The organism is Amycolatopsis sp. lyj-23 (assembly GCF_046549135.1).
GTDB lineage: Bacteria > Actinomycetota > Actinomycetes > Mycobacteriales > Pseudonocardiaceae > Amycolatopsis.
On sequence record NZ_JAJPWN010000013.1, the window covers coordinates 29979 to 46005 of the forward strand.

Consider the following 16027-nt stretch of genomic DNA (forward strand, 5'->3'; position numbering starts at 1 on the left):
TCTGTGTTGACGTACTGGTGTGAGCGTTGGAGTGCCGCTATGGGTCGATGGTCACCACCCCGCGCTGGGGATGAGCGCTACCGGTGCCGTGAACGGTCAGGCTGGAGATCCCGACCATGCCCAGCAGTTGCGTGTTCTGGGAGGCGGTGATGGTGACCGTGACGGTGTCGCCGGAGACGGTCACAGTTCCGGAGGCGCCGACGGTGGCGAGATAGCTTTGCGCGTCGGCGACCGCCTGGACCCGCACCAGTTGCAGGGTGCCGGTGCTGCGGTACGCGGAGAGGTCGATGGCCTGGGCGCCGGCGCGAGCGGCGGCCTCCGCCTGCCCGTTGGCCTTGACCTTGGCGGACAAGGCCAAGCCCCCATCCAGGGTCAGCCCGGCCAAGGCGAGGATCCCGATGGCGAGCACCACGACGAACGCGGTCGCCGTGCCGTCGTCGGCCCGCCACCAGGTCCGCCGCTGCGATCGCCACCAGCGGCTCCACCGTGTCCACCGGAGTGTCGACTTATCGAGTGCCTGGCGGATCATGCGCCGCCTCCGGAGGCATGTCCCGAGACCGAGCGCCAAGTATCGACTGGTTCGATCGCGGTGGCGGACAAGCGTTTCTGACCGGGAACGCCGAGGATCAGCGCGTCGCCGAAGTCGACCGCACACGACACAGTCACGCTGACCGTGCCGCCCGGTCGCATCCCGCCGGTGGCGGTGTCCACGCTCAGCGACGCACAGGTCACTGAAGCCGAGGACAGCGCGTTCGTGGCGGTGGACTGAGCCGCCGCGGTCGCGGTGGCCGATGTGCGTTCGATGCTTGCCGCGCGGGCCGCTTGGTGCGCGGCATCGTCCAGCCGCAGCCGGGCATCCACCCCTCGGTGGATCACCACAGCGACGAACACGAGCAGCATGACCAGAAACGGCGCCGCTAGGGTGACTTCCGCAGCCACTGAGCCACGGTCCGCGCGCCACCAGGCCACCCACCAACCCCAGCGCGGGTGATCGCGCCCCAGCGGGCGTTCTGGACTACCGGACGGGCACGTGGCGCCTGTCCGGGCGGCGGGCGAGTTCGTGGTCGTCATGGTGTCGGATCACCCACCGCTGGCCAGATCGGGAACGAACCGTTCGACCGGGCCGGACGCCTCGGCGTGCACCGGCAAGCTGAGGAACGGGACCACCGACGTCGCGGTCCCGGAGATCCGGATCGACGCCGAGTTGGCGGTGCGGTCGGCACCGACACCGGTGCCAGTCAACGGGCCGCGTGCGAGCTGGTCGAGCATCTGCTGCGCGCTCGCGCTGCCCGCGGCCGCGGTGCCGTTCTGGGCTCGCGCGGCGGCGAGCCCTTGAGACGCGGCGGCCTGGGCGATGTGCGTGGCGTGCGACCACAGCGCGAACTGCACGATCGCCAGCAGCATCAACAGAAGGAGCGGCGTCGCGATCACCAGCTCCGCACTGACCGCGCCACGGTCACCGCGCAGCAGCCGCCGGATACGGCCTCGCGAGGCCGTCCTCTTGTGCGCGGGCCGCGGCCGGCTATCACCGCGGGCTCTGTCGGCGCGGCGGTGACGCCACCGCTGTGCCTGCTCCCGGCTCATCACGGTTACAGGTTGATGCCGTTGGCCTTGGCGGTGACCTTCGCGATGATGATCGCGATGATCGCCAACGCGGCCACTACCAGCAGCGCCGTCACCAGTACGGTTTCGGTCGAGTACCCGGCCTCGGGTTCCCGGCGCAGCAGTTCCCACCGCGCTTTTACCGTCGTCCACAATGTCACCAGGTAGAGGTGCATCGCGCCTTCTCCTCCCATTTCCACGTGCCCCGCAACTCACAATCCATTGAGGACCTGTGTGAGTCCGGGGTAGGCGATGAACGCCAAGAAGCCCAGGAACAACGCCATCACCGGCAGCGACATGCGTTCGGTGGCGGCCTGGGCGTCGCCTTCGGCGTCGGTGATTTGATGCGTGCGCAGCGCACCGGCCTTGGCCGCGAGCGAGGTGCGGACCTTGGCGCCCTCGGTGCCGGCCAGGCTGACCGAGGCGGCGAGCTCGGACAGCTCGGTGACGTCGAGTTCCTCGCCGAGCTGGCGCAGCGTCGCCCACGGTGTCGTGCGGGTCAGCCGGGCGGTGTCCAGGGCTCGGCGGATCTGCTCGAATGCCCAGCCGCGGCCGATGGCGATTGAGTCGTTGAGCGCGCTGTCGACCCCGGCGCCACCGGCGAGGGTGATCCACACCAAGTCGAGGTAGGCGGATAGGGCGTGGCGGAACCCGGTGCGCAGCTTCGCCGCGTCGGATTTCGCCTGCAGGTCAGGCAGAACGAATCCGGCGGCGGCCAGAACGAGTCCGGCGATGATCGGGAACTCGATCCCCAGCGACAACCCGGCCAGGGTGAGCAGCAGTTGCAGCAGGACGGGCGCGAGCAATCCGGCGATCGCCAGGGTTGCCTTCTCGGCCAGATGGGTCGCGACCGGGCGGCCGATGACCGCCAGATCGCGAGCCAGCCGGTCGCCGGGCAGACCGAGCGCGCGCAGCGGGGCGATGAACGGGCGGCCGAGCCTGGCCGCCCACCCGGTGTCCTCCGTGGCCAGGATCGGGGTCGGCGCGGGCGCCGCCGTGCTGCGTGCCAGGACCGCGCCCAGAGCGGGCCGGGGCGGGAACGCCCACACCGCCAGCGCCCACAGGCCCAGGCCCAGCCCGGCTCCCAGAATCAATGCGGTGATCACGGTGGTCACACCTGCCTCTCGGCGACGAGCGCAGGCCGGTCCTCGGAGCTGGCGGCCAGGGACAAGAACCGTTCGGGCTCGGCGACCCTGGCGACCCGCACCAACCACGCGAAACCCAGTCCGAACAGAATCCCGATGCCCAGCAGGACAATTTGCCCGGTCGGGGAGTCGTAGGCGGACAGGTACGGGCGGTTGAGCAGCACCACGGCCACGGCGAAGCACAAGGTGGTGCCGACGATCACCCGCACGCTGGTTCGGGTCCGGGCGCGTCCGGCTTCGACTCGCATCCGCATCGAGGCTTGCTCGCGGGCGGTGTGTGCCAGGGAGCCGAGCAAGTCGCCGAGCTGGCGGGCCTGCTGTTCGGCCGCGAGCACCAAGGCGGCGATGACGAGGTCGCCGGTGGGGTCGGCGAGCTGGTCGGCCAGGTGGCGCAGGGAGGGCGCCAACCGGTCTCCGTTCTCGATGCGGACGGCGAGGTCGGTGATCTCGCCGCGGATGGCCGGCGGCGCCAGCGGAGCGGTCGCGAGGATGGCCTGCTCCAGCCCAGCGGCGGCCGAGAGCGTGTCCCTGAGCATTTCCGTCCAGGTCGCGATCGCCTCGATCCGCGCCACCCGGCGTGCGTGCTCGGGGTCGCGGCCCAGGACACGGGGCAATGCCCAGACCGCGAGCCCGGCCAGCACGGCGCCGACAACCCAGCCGGTGGCAACACCAGTGAGCGCGCCCACCGCGACCGCCAGGCCGATCCGCAGCGCCTGGCGCTGATCTCGCGGCGCGGCTTGGGCGCGGCGCGTCTGCCCGCGGTGGAACAGTCCGGAGCGCCGGTTCACGTCCACACCGCGCCAGCCGATGATGACCAGCAGCAGCCCGACACCGACGCCGACGCCGAGCAGGGCCGAGAGGGCGGTGGTGGCGCTGATCGTGATGTTCACCGCGGCCACCACCCCTCCGGCTGCTCAAGCAAGCCGGGGTCGAACCCGGTATCGACGAGGTCGTCGAGGGTGTCGGTGCGCAGTGCCCCGGCCACCGGCCCGGCGCGGCGGTCCGCGCCGGGCCGGTAGACCTCGTTGGAGACCACCTGGGGGCCGTCGGCGCCGACGACCTCGCGGATCGAGGACACGACGCGGGTGGTGCGGTCGGTGCCGCGGGCCAGGTGCACGACAAAGTGCACCGCCGAGGCGACCAGCAGGTTCGTCGCGTCCAGCGGGAGGCGTTCGACGCCTTGTGCGGCGTAGGAGGCCAGCCGGGTGAAAGCGATCCGTGAGCTGGAGGCGTGCAGGGTCGCCATCGAGCCGTCGTTGCCCTGGCTCATGGCGTTGCACATCGGGATGACTTCCGGTCCCCGGATCTCCCCGACGATCACCCGGTCCGGCGACATGCGCAGGCCCCACCGGACGAGTTCGGCCTGGGAGATCGCGCCCTCGCCCTCGACGTTGGCTTCACGGGCCTGGAAGGCGGTCACGTCGGCGTGGACTTCGGGGTCGAGTTCCAGGCCGAGCTCGAAGGCGTCCTCGATGGTCACGATCCGCTCCATCGAGTCCATCTCCGAGGCCAGCGCCCGCAGCAGGGTGGTCTTGCCCGCGCCGGTACCACCGGTGATCAGGATGTTCTTGCGCGCCCGGACCAGCGCGCGCAGGAACTGCTCCAGGCCGGGGTCGATGGTGCCGCGAGCGCGCAGTTCGGGCAGGGTCACCGTGAGGTAGCCGTGCCGGCGGATCGACAGCGAGGTCACCCCGCCCGCGGTCAGGCCCATCACCGCGAACAACCGTTCCCCGCCGGGGAGTTGGAGGTTGACCGCCGGGGAGCCGTAGTCGAAGCGGCGTTCCTGGCTGGACGCGCGGGCCGCGAGCAACCGGACCAGGTCGGTCAGCTCCTCGTTCGACGAGGCGATCGGGGCGACCCGCGCGCGGCGGCCGTCGTTGTACTGCACGAAGACCCGGTCGTAGCGGTTGGCGTTGATCGTCTCCACCGTCGGGTCGTCCAGCAGCGGCTGCAGGCCGGCCATGCCGAACAGCTCGTTGATGACCTCGGTGATCACCCGCTGCTCGACATCCCGGCCGACCAGCGACCGGTTGTCCATCAGCTCGTTCTCGCTGTGCGCGGCGACCGCGTCCTCCAGGATCGTCCGCGCCAGCTCGCGGCGGGCTTCCCTGGTGACCGGGGCGCCGGTGCGGCGTTGCTGGGCGTCGACCCGCAGCGGCAGCTCGGTGCCGAGCGTGTCGCGCAGGTGCTGGCGAAGCCGCCCGACGGCCTCGGTCGCCTGCGCCTGCGCCGGCTCCGGGCCGCTCGGCGCTGGTTGCGGGGTCGCACGCGCCCAGCTGGGGTGGCCGGACGTGTTGGCCGGTTGCCAACCTGACGGTTGTCCCTGCTGCTGCGGACGCAGGGGGACCGGAGCCGGATAGCCATTGGGTGGAGGACAGTTGGGCGGGTACGTCATGACGCTTGCCCTCCGCGCGAGGTGGTCTCGGTGTTCGGTGGCAGGGGTGCAGGTGCCAGTCGCAGGCCGTTGGCCGAGACCGCGAGGGTGGGCACGCCGGGCACCGCGCGCAGCATGGACATCGGCTGGTTGTCGGCCGGTGCCTGTCGGGGCAACGCGGGCGGCGGTGTTTGTTCGGCGATGAGCACTTTCGCGACCCTGTGCGCGACCTGTCCCAGCGCGGAATGGGCCGGTTCGCTGCGGCCCCACCGCAGCGTGCTGGGCCGTCCACACAGCACAGCGGCCCCGTGCGGGTCGTCGGGAACGCGGCCCAGCGGCAGAACGCCGAGTTCGCGGGTGACTTCGGCGGTGGAGTACCCCTCGCCGACCAGCAACATCGCCGGATGCGCGGTCCACCTGCCGATCGCCGGCAGGCGACGGGCCAGGTGGGCGAGGTCGTCGGCGTGCGCACGGGTCAGCAAGACCATCGCGTCGGCCGAACGCACGATCGGCATCGCCGGAGACCCAGCGTCAATTCGGCCGCAGTCCACGATCACCACGGACTCCGGCGCGCCCGCAGCTGTCCGCAGCACCCCAGCGCCTGTAGTCGGGTCGGCCAGCGCGGACAACGCTGCTCGCGCGCGGTCGGCGTCCGGTGGTGCGGCCACCACCGGCAGCCCGCCCGGCAGGGCCTGCGCGTGCTGCCACAGCAGCGCCGGGTCGTCGCTACGCCGGGCGGCGACCGCCAAGCTCATCAGCCCCGGCGCCGATTCCAGCGAGAACCGCGTCCCGACGTCCCCGCCGGAGGGGTCGGCCTCCACCAGCAGCGCGCGCGAGGGCGATGGCCAGCGCGCGGCCAGCGCGACCGAGAACGTGGTCACTCCAGGCGACCCTTTCACCGACAGCACCGCCACCAGCATCACTGACCACTTCCCGGAAGCATCACGATCGACAACTGACCCGCGGGCACGGCGGCGATCTGGCGGGCGGCGGCCTGGCTCAGCTGCACCGACACCACCGTGACCTGCTGATTCGGCGGCGAGGTCACGCTGGTGACCACGGCCGGCCACACCGTCGTGGCGTCCGGCGTCGGCGGGCTGGCCAGCGCAGCGCCCAATTGGCCCGGCACGAACACCACTGACACGTGCGCGCCTGGCGACACCTCCACCGGGAACTGGCCCGCCTTCAACGACAAAGCCGCGATCGCTTGGCCTGTCACAGGAACACCGGCACCGCTCACCGCGTCCAGAGTCAGCAGCGCACCGGCGGGCAGACTCGCGGACATCGTCTTACCCACCACGTTCGTAGCCTGGTTCGCGTCCACAACAGAAACGCCGGGGTCGACGGCGATGTTTACCTGCTTGAGATCCTGCGCGGTCAGCACCTGCCCGACCGCAACCGGCCGCGCCAACGCCAAGACCGATTGCCGGTTCCCGGAGTTCAGCGAAACCACTAGGAACGCGGCCGCACACGCCAGCACAAGCAGCGCACCCAGCAGTAGGTGCGGGATGCTGCGACGTCGTTTTGTTCCGCGCAGCCGCGAGGCGGGCTTCTTGCCGTCCGCCACCCAGGGGCCGCTGGCCGACTTCGTGGGTCGGTCGGTGTCCGGCTGGGTCGTGATGTTCGTGGTCACGCCGGTACCTCCTCCAGGCATGGGAGTAGTGCGCCGCGTCGCCAAGGTTCTTCAGCGAGCGGAAGGACGAGTTGCTGTTGGTGTTGTCGTGAAAGGAGGTGCTGCCTGGGAAGGTCAGCCGCCGCCGTTGTTGAGGGCTTGGGACTCCGCGACACGGAAGGCCGCGTTACCGGTCGTGGTCAGGTCCGGGAACGTTCCACCTTGCCCCGCGCCCGCCCAGGTGACCGTCCATTGCACCGTCGCGGCGACCGGGAACGCTTGCCCCGCTCGCTTCGCGGACGAGGCGCGATAGGTGTGGCCACAGTCCGGCGACGGCGCCTTCGGGTCAGCCCCGGCCCGGAACGGCGTGCCCGCCCCAGTACACGTCACCGTGCTGCCGTCGCCCATGGACCACGTCACCGACGTCGGCGTCGCGGTGGCCGTCACCGACACGCCCGGCACGGAGGCTGTCGCCGATACCGGCCCCCACCCGCTCGAGAGCCACATCCACGTCGGCAAGTTCACCAGCTGATCGCCGACAGGGTTCGCCGCGATCGTCGGCGTGGGCAGCCGCAACTGCTTGCGCGCCATCTGCGCCAACTCGGCCGGCGAGGGCAACTGCGCCGCACCGGGTTGCTGTCCATCCGCGATCCACACCGGGGGCCGGTACAGCCCGTCGGTGACGCCTGCTGTCGAGCATTGCCATACGTACCAAGAACCCTGCTGGCCCTGCGCTGGTTGGGCGGCTTGCGCCAGAACCACACCATCCGCTGCTGGACGGGCGAGGACAGCGGGTTGCGCGGACGCGCCGCCGGTGCTCAGTGGCTTGGTGAAGGCGGCGGTGACCACACCACCGGACGGCGGCTGGTAGTTGCTCTTCACGTAGGAACACTTGGCCAGGTTCGAGTTCCCGCCGATGATCGTGTCGCCGGGGTTGCTGCTGTCCTTGCCTGGGTTGCCGGTGCCCGGACGTCCGGGTTTGTTTCCGTTTCCTGGGTTCCCCGGTTTGCTGTTGTCGCCGCCTTTGCTCGCACCGAGGTCACAGACCGGGGCCGGCGTCTGGTCGCACGTGGTGCTGCCGTAGCCGCCGTCGGCGAGCGCTGGCGCCACACCGCATATGCCGCCGACGACCACCAGCCCTGTCACGATTGAAACGCGTCGTAGTGTCAACATGTCCCCGCCTCATGAACCCCGTACTCCGAGACTTTCCACGGTCCATCCGCCTGCTTCTGGACGATCGCGTTGATGAGGTGCCGACCGCCCGGAGTGTCGTTAGCGAGCTGCCCGGTGTCGGCCTTGTACTTCAACCAGCGCGAATCGTCGGAGCAGTCAGCGATCACGATCTTGTTCGGGTTGTCAGGAGGTTCGACAGAGGACACCGAAGGCTCGTAAGTGGGTTCGCCTTTGGTCACCAAGCCGTTGTAGTGATCTGCGTACAAGGCCCGTGACATGTTCGTCAGCGCGATCCCGGTCGCGTACCGCCCCAGCTTCGGCGACTGCCAGTCCGACGTGGTGCCAGCGGTGACGAAGTCCTGCCACATCCCTCGGTACGACGCGAGGGCGTCCTGCTTGGCTTTGTCCACCACGGACAAAGCCGTGGTCGGCGGAGCCGACGTCGCTGGCGCCTGCCCGGACGGCTGGATCGTGCCGGACGTTGGGGTAGTCGTGCCGGAACTACACGCGGCAAGGATCGCCAACGTGGCTCCGAGCCCGAGCACCGCCTTGGCTTGGCGCCCACCAACGATCAAGACCTTGCGAGCCACCACACCCCACCCCCCAGACATCAGCGAAGATCGTCAATCTTTTTCGTGATACACACCACGTCTACACCACCGACCCCCACCGACTGCAAAGGGTGTAAGTGACTGACTTTGAAGTAGGAATGGGTTTTCTAATGAATCTTCACTCTTTCGAGCTATAGGCATCACTGTCCGAGGTTGCCTGGGGTGACACTAGGGATGTGACCAGCGGCTTCCGGGGGTGAGGGGTGGCAAATTGGCTACCGAACGTAACTAAGACCGGTCGTCTCTGATGTTCGCCGCATTCACCATGGCGTGGACAGGAGTGGGGTTCCTCGTGGGCGCCGCGCTGGCGCTCGGCATTCGTTCCCTGGTCACGATAGCTCCGCCCGCCTCCAACGCGACGCGGCTCACGGCTGCGATTCTGACCGCCCTCGCCTTCGGTGCTCTAGCCTGGCGCTTCGGACACCTGTTCGATTTGCTGCCTTACAGTGTTCTCGCCGCGATCGGCGTGGCACTGGGCGTGATCGATATTCTCGAGCAACGGCTACCGAGCGTGCTCGTCTACTCGGGCGTCGCCCTCGTCGGCGTACTGTTCGCGACCTCGGCCATCCTGCATTCCAGAGGACCGGACTTTCTGCGTGCGCTGGTCGGGATGGCGGTCATCGCCGTGTTCTACCTCGCGCTCGCGCTCATATCCAGAGGCGGGCTGGGAGCCGGCGACGTGAAGCTGGGCGGCCTGCTCGGACTCGCGCTCGGCTGGCTGGGCTGGTCGGCACTCGTCACGGCCACCATCCTCGGCTGGTTCGTAGCCGCCCTGGTGTGGCTGCTGCTTCGAGCGGCCCGACGAAGGCGGCGCGGCTCGCTGGTACCGATGGGGCCGTACCTGTTGCTCGGTGCGTTGCTCACGATCACGGTCGTTCCGACGTGACGTTCGCCGAAGGTGTGGCCGCCGTCACGATCCTTCGAGGCAGGAGCACAGTAACCCGATCGGGGGAGCCGTGGTCGGCCTGTTGCTAGCTAGCTCGCCAACTTCGTGGTGAGGAGACGGTGTCCAGTCTCCATCGTGAGGCTCTGTCGGCGGGCATCGGCCTGGCGGACGCTCTTGCTGCGCTTGGAACGCTTCGAAGGCGCCTTTGCACCGCTACGGAAGGAACTGTTGATTTCGGCAAGTTCTGCGGATAGCGCTCGGCATGGTGCGCATGCGTCGAGGTGTGTTTCAACTTCTTCGGTCTGCCGCTTGGGCAGGCCATCTCGTGTCCAAGAGCCGAGCACCTCGATCGTCGGTCCGCACTGCTTCGTCTGAGCTGCAGCCAAATGAGCCTGCAGATAGCCCTGACGGAGAGCTTCCCGAGCTCGGTATGCCAGGGCCGACACTCCGTTGGGTGTGAGGCCGAGGCTCGGCGCCACTTCCGCTGGTGTGCGCCCTTCGACCTCGGTGAGCCACAGCACCTTTCGCCAGCGATCGGGCAGTCCGACGAACGCCCTTTTCGCGAGAACTCTTTCACTGCTCGTCATCACGGTGTCATTGAAGGGGACGCTGACAAGGGCGGGATCCACCGCTTCTGTGATGTCGTCGGACAGTTCCACGCGGCGTTCCTTGCGAGTCCTGTCGTACGCCGTGCGCCGAAGCGCTGCGAGGAGATATGCGCGGAACGCTGAGTCAGGGCCACCGCCGGCGCGGAGAATTTGGAGGACCCTGATGAACGCTTCCGAAACGAGGTCGTCGGCTTCGGTTGCTGTCCGGGAAAGCTGGCGAGCAAGATTACGAGCTGAGACCACGTGTCGTGCGTAGAGGCCGCCATACGCCGCAATGTCTCCACGACGTACGGCTTGGATCAATCGAGCATCGTCACCACCATGAACGTCACAGGTCGACCGGACAGCTCCGCGAGAAGCCCTCGGACCGGAAGCTGGTGGCTGGGACGGTTGTGGCTGCTGGGCTGCGACGATTAGCTCGGGTGCTCCCACTTCTCGCTGGGGAGGACGAGTGCGACGGTCCCCGCACTGGCGTCGCGGGCTGCCAAAGGAGTCGAGTTGACCTACCTGTCCGCTGCAGCCCTCTACGAGACTGGTGGCCATAACCGCACTCCAATTCCTCATAGTTTTCATGAGCCCGCGGACTTGATCGCCGGGATCAACATGGTCTGCTCTTCTGGGCGTTCCGGCGGAGCCTGCTGACGTTGATCGGCGAGCTCGTGTCTGCCCGTTCCTGGTGGGAGAGTCAGCAGAGACTCGGAGAAGGCTGGGAACAGGGCGACCATTGCGCGGACGCAGCACAGTGGACAGAGGGTGTCCGGAACCGGCGGCCGCTGCTCCCAAATCTCTTCGATTGGAAGGCTGCACAGGCCGTAGAACTCGTTGTGGGGCCAGACGACGTGCACGCGTCCGGCATAGCGATCCGCTGTTCCGCCCTGCTGGTTGGTTCCCCAGTACAGCGGTGGTTCAGGTCCTTGCTGTGGCTCGGCCATGACTCACCGGGCCGACCTAGTTGGACAGTCGTGGCGGCGAGCAACGGCGGCCGGGAGCCTGTCTTGGCCGACAACACCATTCCTGTCACCTGGTTGTTGACGGCAACTCGCCTTGACAGGCCTCGCGGTGTCGAAAGCGTTCTCTCGCAGGGTGACCGTTGACAGGGCCAGCGGGGACTGGGAGAGCAAGATCGTTCGGCTCATCATCGATGTCCTTTCGTCCCTTACTCGACGCGGGCCGAGTCGGTTTCGGGAACCGGTGTGCCGGATCCAGGTCGGCGCCGGATCGGCACACCCGGCGATCGAGGGGCTTGGCCGCCGACGTTCGCCGGCGTGGACCCGGTCACCGTCCCGCTGAGGCCATGGCCCTCGTGGTAGCGATCACTGTCGTCTGCGGCGGGAAGTCCTTCAGTGCGTTCGGAGCGCACTCCCAGCACCAGAGACCGAGTCGCTCGTCGTCTGGGGATGGCAAGACGATGTTGTCGCCTTCGGGAGCGGCCGACACTCCCAGCCGAAGAAGGTCGGCGTGGACCACGTCGTCGAGTGCATGGCCGGGGCCGGTGATGAACGTCCATCGCTGGGTCCGCGCGCGTCCAATGACCGGACCGGCGAGCATCCGGACCTGAAGGCCGGCTTGGACACGCCGACCGAGTTCGATCGGCATGTTGATCGCGCCCAAGAGCCCACCGACGGGCATGAGGATGCGCTGCGTCGAGCGGTCAACGGTGGCTGGTAGCCCGTATTCGCTGCGATAGGAGTTGCAGCGTTCTTCGGAAGTCAGGTCCGAATGTGCGACTGGAGTGCGAGTGGTCGACGTTGTCACGGCGAGCCACCTCCTTCGACAGAGCAGGGGTTCAGGCAGCGCGAGTCAAGCTGCGCTGCGGCGATGTGCCACGCGGGGTCGCTCGGCGGCGAGCCGTCGAGCGGCTTGTCGGCACTGCGTGCCGGGGGCTGCGTGACCGGGCGACAGGTTGATCAACACCCTGGGAGGCGAGGGTGGGACCCGTCGTCAGCGGTGCCTCGGGGCGCGGGCTCGGCGGTATGTGTTCACGGCAGCGTCGGACTCGACGCCGCTCGCCTACGTACCACCAGCCGGCACCGACTCCGGCCACGCAGCCCGCCATGAGAAGGAGCGCCGCTGCGATCGCCAGCCCAGACCCCCACAACGTCTCAGTGGGGGCTTGTATGGCACTGGGGGCGACCACGGCCGTCGCAGCTGCGATGTTAACTTGTGTACTCATCGCTCTGCGCTCCTCTCTGGCCTGGGGTGCTGTCGCGTCGATGCCTAAACCGTAACTTGTGTACTCAGATTAACTAGCCGACCGATCGGGTGAATTGCGGATACGCTATGCAACCAGACACCCTGTGGAGGTGGAGGAGTCCGTGAACCAGCCGCGCCGGGAGCTACCTCCGGCTGTCATGAAGATCGTCCTCGGCAACCAGCTCGCCCGTCTACGTGAGGCAGCTGGCGTCACGCAGGAAGACGCGGCCGGTGTCCTCGGATGCACCCAGCAGAAGATCGCTCACATCGAGGGCGGCAGCGGCATCCAGTTGATCGAGCTGAATGCTCTGCTCGATCGGTACGCCGCGAACGAAGCTGACCGGGCCTACACGCGAGACTTGCAAGCTGAGAGCAAGCACCGCACGAAGCGTGGCGCCTTCAGTACCAGGTTTCGCCAATACCTGCGCTTGCTGGTCGACATGGAACCGAGCTGCAACCGGTACTTCGCGTACCAGGCCCTGGTCGTCCCCGGGCTGCTGCAGACTGAGGACTACATGCGAAGGAACGCGCGGGCCTGGCGGCCCTCGCTGTCGCCCGAGGAGATCGACAAGTACGTCGCCGACCGCATCGCCCGGCAACCCGTACTGGACCACGTCGACCAGGAGTTCTGGTTCATCATCGACGAGGCGGCCCTGCGCCGGACCGAGGGCGGTCCGGTCATGAAGGCCCAGATCGTGAAGCTCGTCGAGATCATCGACAGGCCGAACGTCGAACTCCAGATCGTGCCGTTCAGCGTCGGCTACTACATGGGGCAAGGCCACGACTACACGATCTTCGGCTATGACACGAAGCCGGCGGTTGACATCATCTACCTGGAGCAGCATGACGGCGGGGAGTACGTCGAGAACAGCAAGAGGACGGCGCGGTACCTGACTCTCTGGGACCACCAGCGGGCCGCGGCCAGCGGGCCCGAGCAGACGCGACGGACCTTGCTGGAGATCGCCGCGTCGTTGTAGCTGACCTGCGACTTGAGATCGAAAGGGCACGAGGAAGCAGATGAACATCCAGGACGCAAACAAGCGCCACCTCGACACCAACTTCACCAAATGGCAGAAGTCGCCCCTGAGCAACCCTCCGGACAACCAATGCGTCGAGGTGTCGTTCAGCAGCAACGCCGTCGGGTTGCGAGACAGCCGGAACCCGGACGGCCACGTACTGGTCTTCGATTTCGGGGAGTGGGAGGCGTTCCTCGGCGGAGCCGCGGCCGGGAGCTTCAACCTGCCGAAGAACCAGTAGTGCGCCCGGGCGGCGATCCCATCGCCGCCCGCAGGCCAGCACCCGGTTGTCTTCAGTCACAGTCTTCGGTATCCCTGCGTTTGCGCTGGTAGCGGTCCAAGATTGATCGAACCCCCACCACGGGCGAAGGACTACCGTCCAGAACCCGTCCGCTACCCGCCCATGTTCCCGCCAACGTCGCGCTCGGTTACGTCAGCTCCTACCCTCGGGCAGAACCGGATCACCAAGTCGATCGGAGGTTGGTGCAGTGGGTACACGTCGAACATCGGCGCCGAAGCACCCTCCAAACACGCGGCTGCGATGGCAACGGCTTCAGCGTGGTTGGAGCCAAGAAGAAGTCGTCGAACAGATCAAGCGGAGCCTGGAGCAGGCCCATGAAGGCGAGTGCGGCCTAAACGCCGACACCGTGCGACGTTGGGAAACCGGCGACCGCAAGCCCGACCCGCGCTACCAGAAGCACCTCGTGCTGGTCTTCGGGCTACCGGCCAGCGAGCTCGGCCTGCTCTCAGCCACGGAGATGGCACTGTACCCTGCAGATCCGGCGGTGCCTGCGCCTACGGCCAACATGCTCGTCAACGAGCAATTCATCGACGCTGTCGTGAAGAAGGTGATAATGGTGCTGCTGGGCGGCAACGCTGAGTTCAGCCGGCCGGTGTTCTTGAAGGGCCTGCTCGGGGCGAGCCTCGCAGCACTGCTCTCGAACGACATCTCGATGCCCGACGGTGTCGAAGCGCTTGCCCGTAACCAACGGACGCAGTTGGATTCGCGAGCAGTCGACGCGTTCGCTGCGATCACCGCCTCTCATCGTGACTTGTACTGGACGAGCGCTGCAGTTGAACTTCTGCCCTCGGTTACAGCTCATGCTCGCCTCGGCGAAAGCTTGATCAAGTCGACTTCGGAAGCAGACTCGCCGCATGCTCGTCGGCTAGCTTCTGCCGTCGCCGAGTCCGCGCTCCTCGTTTCCCGACTACTGTTTTTCGACCTGGGCCAAGAAGACGCGGCCGAACCGTTCTTCCAGCTTGCCGAGGACGCGTCTGCCAGCTCGCTGGATCACCCCTTAGCGGCTGCGGTACTGGCGCACCGAGCGTTCGTCCCAGGCTTCGCTGGACAGGAACAGCCCGCCCGCGACTACCTGTCGGCCGCTCATGCTCACGCACGGTACGGGGCGGGGCCGCTGCTGCGGTCGTGGCTGCACTGCGTCGACGCCGAGGTATCCGCCCGCGTTGGCCAGTCGAGTATCAGCCTTACTCGTGTCCGTTCTGCCGAGGATGCGCTGGCGAGCGCCGGAGCCGACCCCGGCTGGCTCGACTTTTTCGACACCTCTCGACTCGACGGCTTCGCCGGCAACGCCTTGCTGCTGGCAGGCCGAACCCGCGAGGCAGCAGGCCGACTCCAGAGCGCGTTGGACAGCCTCTCCGAGAGCGCCATGAAACAGAGGGCCGTCCTGCTGTTCGACCTCGCCGCGGCGCAGGCATCGATCGATCCCGAACGCGCCGTCGCAACCGTCCGACAAGCATGCGACCTGGTCAGTAAGGCTCCTTACAGCACCGCGCTCCAACGCGTGCCCGAAGTTCGTGCGGCTCTGAGCGCTACGCCCTACGTCGACGAGCTCGATGAACGAGTCCGAGCAATGACCGGGCTGGTCGCCAAGGCTTGATCAGCTGCACTCGGCGTTGTGGGCGTCAACGCGCGCAGGTAGTTCAGCGAGGCTCGTCAGCTGGAACAGGCAGCGCTCCTCAATCTCGGGCATTCGGAGGATGTGTCCCCACGGTCCGCGGCGGACGAGCGCAGTCGAGATGCCGGCCTCCTGGGCCGGCCGGACGTCGTTGTCTAACCGATCGCCGACGTACAGCACCGAACTCGCTGGGACCCCGGCCTCCTCGATGACCCGATCGAAGAATCCGGGCGATGGCTTCTCAACGCCCCAACCGTCGGAAGTACCGATGACGTCGACCGGCAGTTCTAGCGCTTTGAGGATCTCTTCCGCCCGTGCGGTTTGGTTTCCGGCCAGGCCGACCCGAAGGCCGGACTCCTGGAGCTCCCGCAGGCACGGCCGCACATCGCTGTACAGGTTCTCCTCGGCGAAGGTCTCCGGCTGGCCCGCAGCGGCCCGTCGCTCGCGTTCCACGGCGAGGTCGAAACCAGGCTTGAAGACCTGGAAGGTCTCTCGGTAGTCCTTCCCCTGAGCAATCACGGCGCCGAAAACAGCCGAGAACGTGTGACGAGGCACTCCAAGCCAGTCAGCCCAGGTTCCGTACTCGCGGGTTTCGTCGACCAGTATCTCGCCCACGTCGAAGAAGACCGCATTGATCCTTGCCACGTGAAGATCCTTCCTGCCCAGCATGACGGTCACTGCCATGGTGCCCGATGTGGTTGCGCCAATGCTCGGGAGGCTGCCCTGCGGTCGTCCAGCGGACGTGTTGTGGACGGTACCTCGTGCCGACGCTGGCGAGTTGACTATGCGTCTCGGCTCATGCACTCAACGTTATAGAAGATGTTTGTTGTATCGGGCACGCAAGGCCCTCGGCCTTCGTGGCCTGCAGTCGTGCGCGTCGACCTGGTCACG

General features: G+C 67.4%; 18 protein-coding genes. 5 read left to right on the forward strand and 13 right to left on the reverse strand.

Annotated features, from left to right (window positions below):
- Positions 1-37: 37 nt before the first annotated feature.
- From ACLJPY_RS30465 to ACLJPY_RS30515, 11 genes are all read right to left on the reverse strand, one after another.
- On the reverse strand, positions 38-529 hold the full coding sequence (locus ACLJPY_RS30465; protein WP_410593605.1) for a pilus assembly protein TadG-related protein: 492 nt from the start codon (positions 527-529) through the stop codon (positions 38-40).
- On the reverse strand, positions 526-939 hold the full coding sequence (locus tag ACLJPY_RS30470) for a pilus assembly protein TadE (protein WP_410593606.1): 414 nt from the start codon (positions 937-939) through the stop codon (positions 526-528). The genes ACLJPY_RS30465 and ACLJPY_RS30470 overlap by 4 nt, the downstream gene beginning before the upstream one ends.
- A 141-nt stretch (positions 940-1080) precedes the next feature.
- Complete coding sequence (locus ACLJPY_RS30475) at positions 1081-1584, reverse strand: TadE/TadG family type IV pilus assembly protein (RefSeq protein ID WP_410593608.1); 504 nt, start codon at positions 1582-1584, stop codon at positions 1081-1083.
- A gap of 5 nt (positions 1585-1589) precedes the next feature.
- Positions 1590-1778 carry a hypothetical protein gene (locus tag ACLJPY_RS30480; RefSeq protein WP_410593610.1) on the reverse strand — a complete coding sequence of 63 codons (189 nt, stop codon included), beginning with the start codon at positions 1776-1778 and terminating at the stop codon, positions 1590-1592.
- 36 nt (positions 1779-1814) lie between these two features.
- On the reverse strand, positions 1815-2708 hold the full coding sequence (locus ACLJPY_RS30485) for a type II secretion system F family protein (RefSeq protein ID WP_410593612.1): 894 nt from the start codon (positions 2706-2708) through the stop codon (positions 1815-1817).
- A gap of 5 nt (positions 2709-2713) precedes the next feature.
- Positions 2714-3646, reverse strand: coding sequence for a type II secretion system F family protein (locus ACLJPY_RS30490; RefSeq protein ID WP_410593613.1), 933 nt, complete (start codon positions 3644-3646; stop codon positions 2714-2716).
- Entirely contained in the window at positions 3634-5142 is a 1509-nt protein-coding gene (locus ACLJPY_RS30495; protein ID WP_410593615.1) for a CpaF family protein, read from the reverse strand. The genes ACLJPY_RS30490 and ACLJPY_RS30495 overlap by 13 nt, the downstream gene beginning before the upstream one ends.
- The gene (locus ACLJPY_RS30500; RefSeq protein ID WP_410593616.1) at positions 5139-6041 is read right to left on the reverse strand and encodes a chromosome partitioning protein; all 903 of its coding nucleotides are present in this window, start codon (positions 6039-6041) and stop codon (positions 5139-5141) included. Before ACLJPY_RS30500 ends, ACLJPY_RS30495 begins: the two co-directional genes overlap by 4 nt.
- Positions 6041-6754 carry an SAF domain-containing protein gene (locus tag ACLJPY_RS30505; protein WP_410593617.1) on the reverse strand — a complete coding sequence of 238 codons (714 nt, stop codon included), beginning with the start codon at positions 6752-6754 and terminating at the stop codon, positions 6041-6043. The genes ACLJPY_RS30500 and ACLJPY_RS30505 overlap by 1 nt, the downstream gene beginning before the upstream one ends.
- Before the next feature lie 114 nt (positions 6755-6868).
- Complete coding sequence (locus ACLJPY_RS30510; RefSeq protein WP_410593619.1) at positions 6869-7906, reverse strand: hypothetical protein; 1038 nt, start codon at positions 7904-7906, stop codon at positions 6869-6871.
- Positions 7900-8496 carry a hypothetical protein gene (locus ACLJPY_RS30515; protein ID WP_410593621.1) on the reverse strand — a complete coding sequence of 199 codons (597 nt, stop codon included), beginning with the start codon at positions 8494-8496 and terminating at the stop codon, positions 7900-7902. The genes ACLJPY_RS30510 and ACLJPY_RS30515 overlap by 7 nt, the downstream gene beginning before the upstream one ends.
- Positions 8497-8764: 268 nt before the next feature.
- On the opposite strand from ACLJPY_RS30515, the gene ACLJPY_RS30520 reads away from it, so the two are divergent.
- Complete coding sequence (locus tag ACLJPY_RS30520; RefSeq protein ID WP_410593622.1) at positions 8765-9403, forward strand: prepilin peptidase; 639 nt, start codon at positions 8765-8767, stop codon at positions 9401-9403.
- A gap of 89 nt (positions 9404-9492) precedes the next feature.
- Here ACLJPY_RS30520 and ACLJPY_RS30525 read toward each other — a convergent pair whose 3' ends face one another.
- Entirely contained in the window at positions 9493-10584 is a 1092-nt protein-coding gene (locus ACLJPY_RS30525; RefSeq protein WP_410593623.1) for an RNA polymerase sigma factor, read from the reverse strand.
- Between the two features lie 885 nt (positions 10585-11469).
- Here ACLJPY_RS30525 and ACLJPY_RS30530 point away from each other — a divergent pair.
- The 4 genes from ACLJPY_RS30530 to ACLJPY_RS30545 all read left to right on the forward strand — a co-directional run bounded on the left by ACLJPY_RS30530 (position 11470) and on the right by ACLJPY_RS30545 (position 15118).
- Positions 11470-11679: a hypothetical protein gene (locus tag ACLJPY_RS30530; RefSeq protein WP_410593624.1), complete on the forward strand. Its 210-nt coding sequence runs from the start codon at positions 11470-11472 to the stop codon at positions 11677-11679.
- A 683-nt stretch (positions 11680-12362) separates the two neighbouring features.
- Positions 12363-13181, forward strand: a complete 819-nt coding sequence (locus ACLJPY_RS30535; protein ID WP_410593626.1) for a helix-turn-helix domain-containing protein — start codon at positions 12363-12365, stop codon at positions 13179-13181.
- 40 nt (positions 13182-13221) lie between these two features.
- Complete coding sequence (locus ACLJPY_RS30540; protein WP_103349814.1) at positions 13222-13461, forward strand: DUF397 domain-containing protein; 240 nt, start codon at positions 13222-13224, stop codon at positions 13459-13461.
- Positions 13462-13708: 247 nt separating this feature from the next.
- Positions 13709-15118, forward strand: coding sequence for a helix-turn-helix domain-containing protein (locus ACLJPY_RS30545; protein WP_410593628.1), 1410 nt, complete (start codon positions 13709-13711; stop codon positions 15116-15118).
- Here the strand turns inward: ACLJPY_RS30545 and ACLJPY_RS30550 are convergent, their stop codons facing one another.
- On the reverse strand, positions 15119-15805 hold the full coding sequence (locus ACLJPY_RS30550; protein WP_410594054.1) for an HAD family hydrolase: 687 nt from the start codon (positions 15803-15805) through the stop codon (positions 15119-15121).
- Positions 15806-16027: the final 222 nt, after the last annotated feature.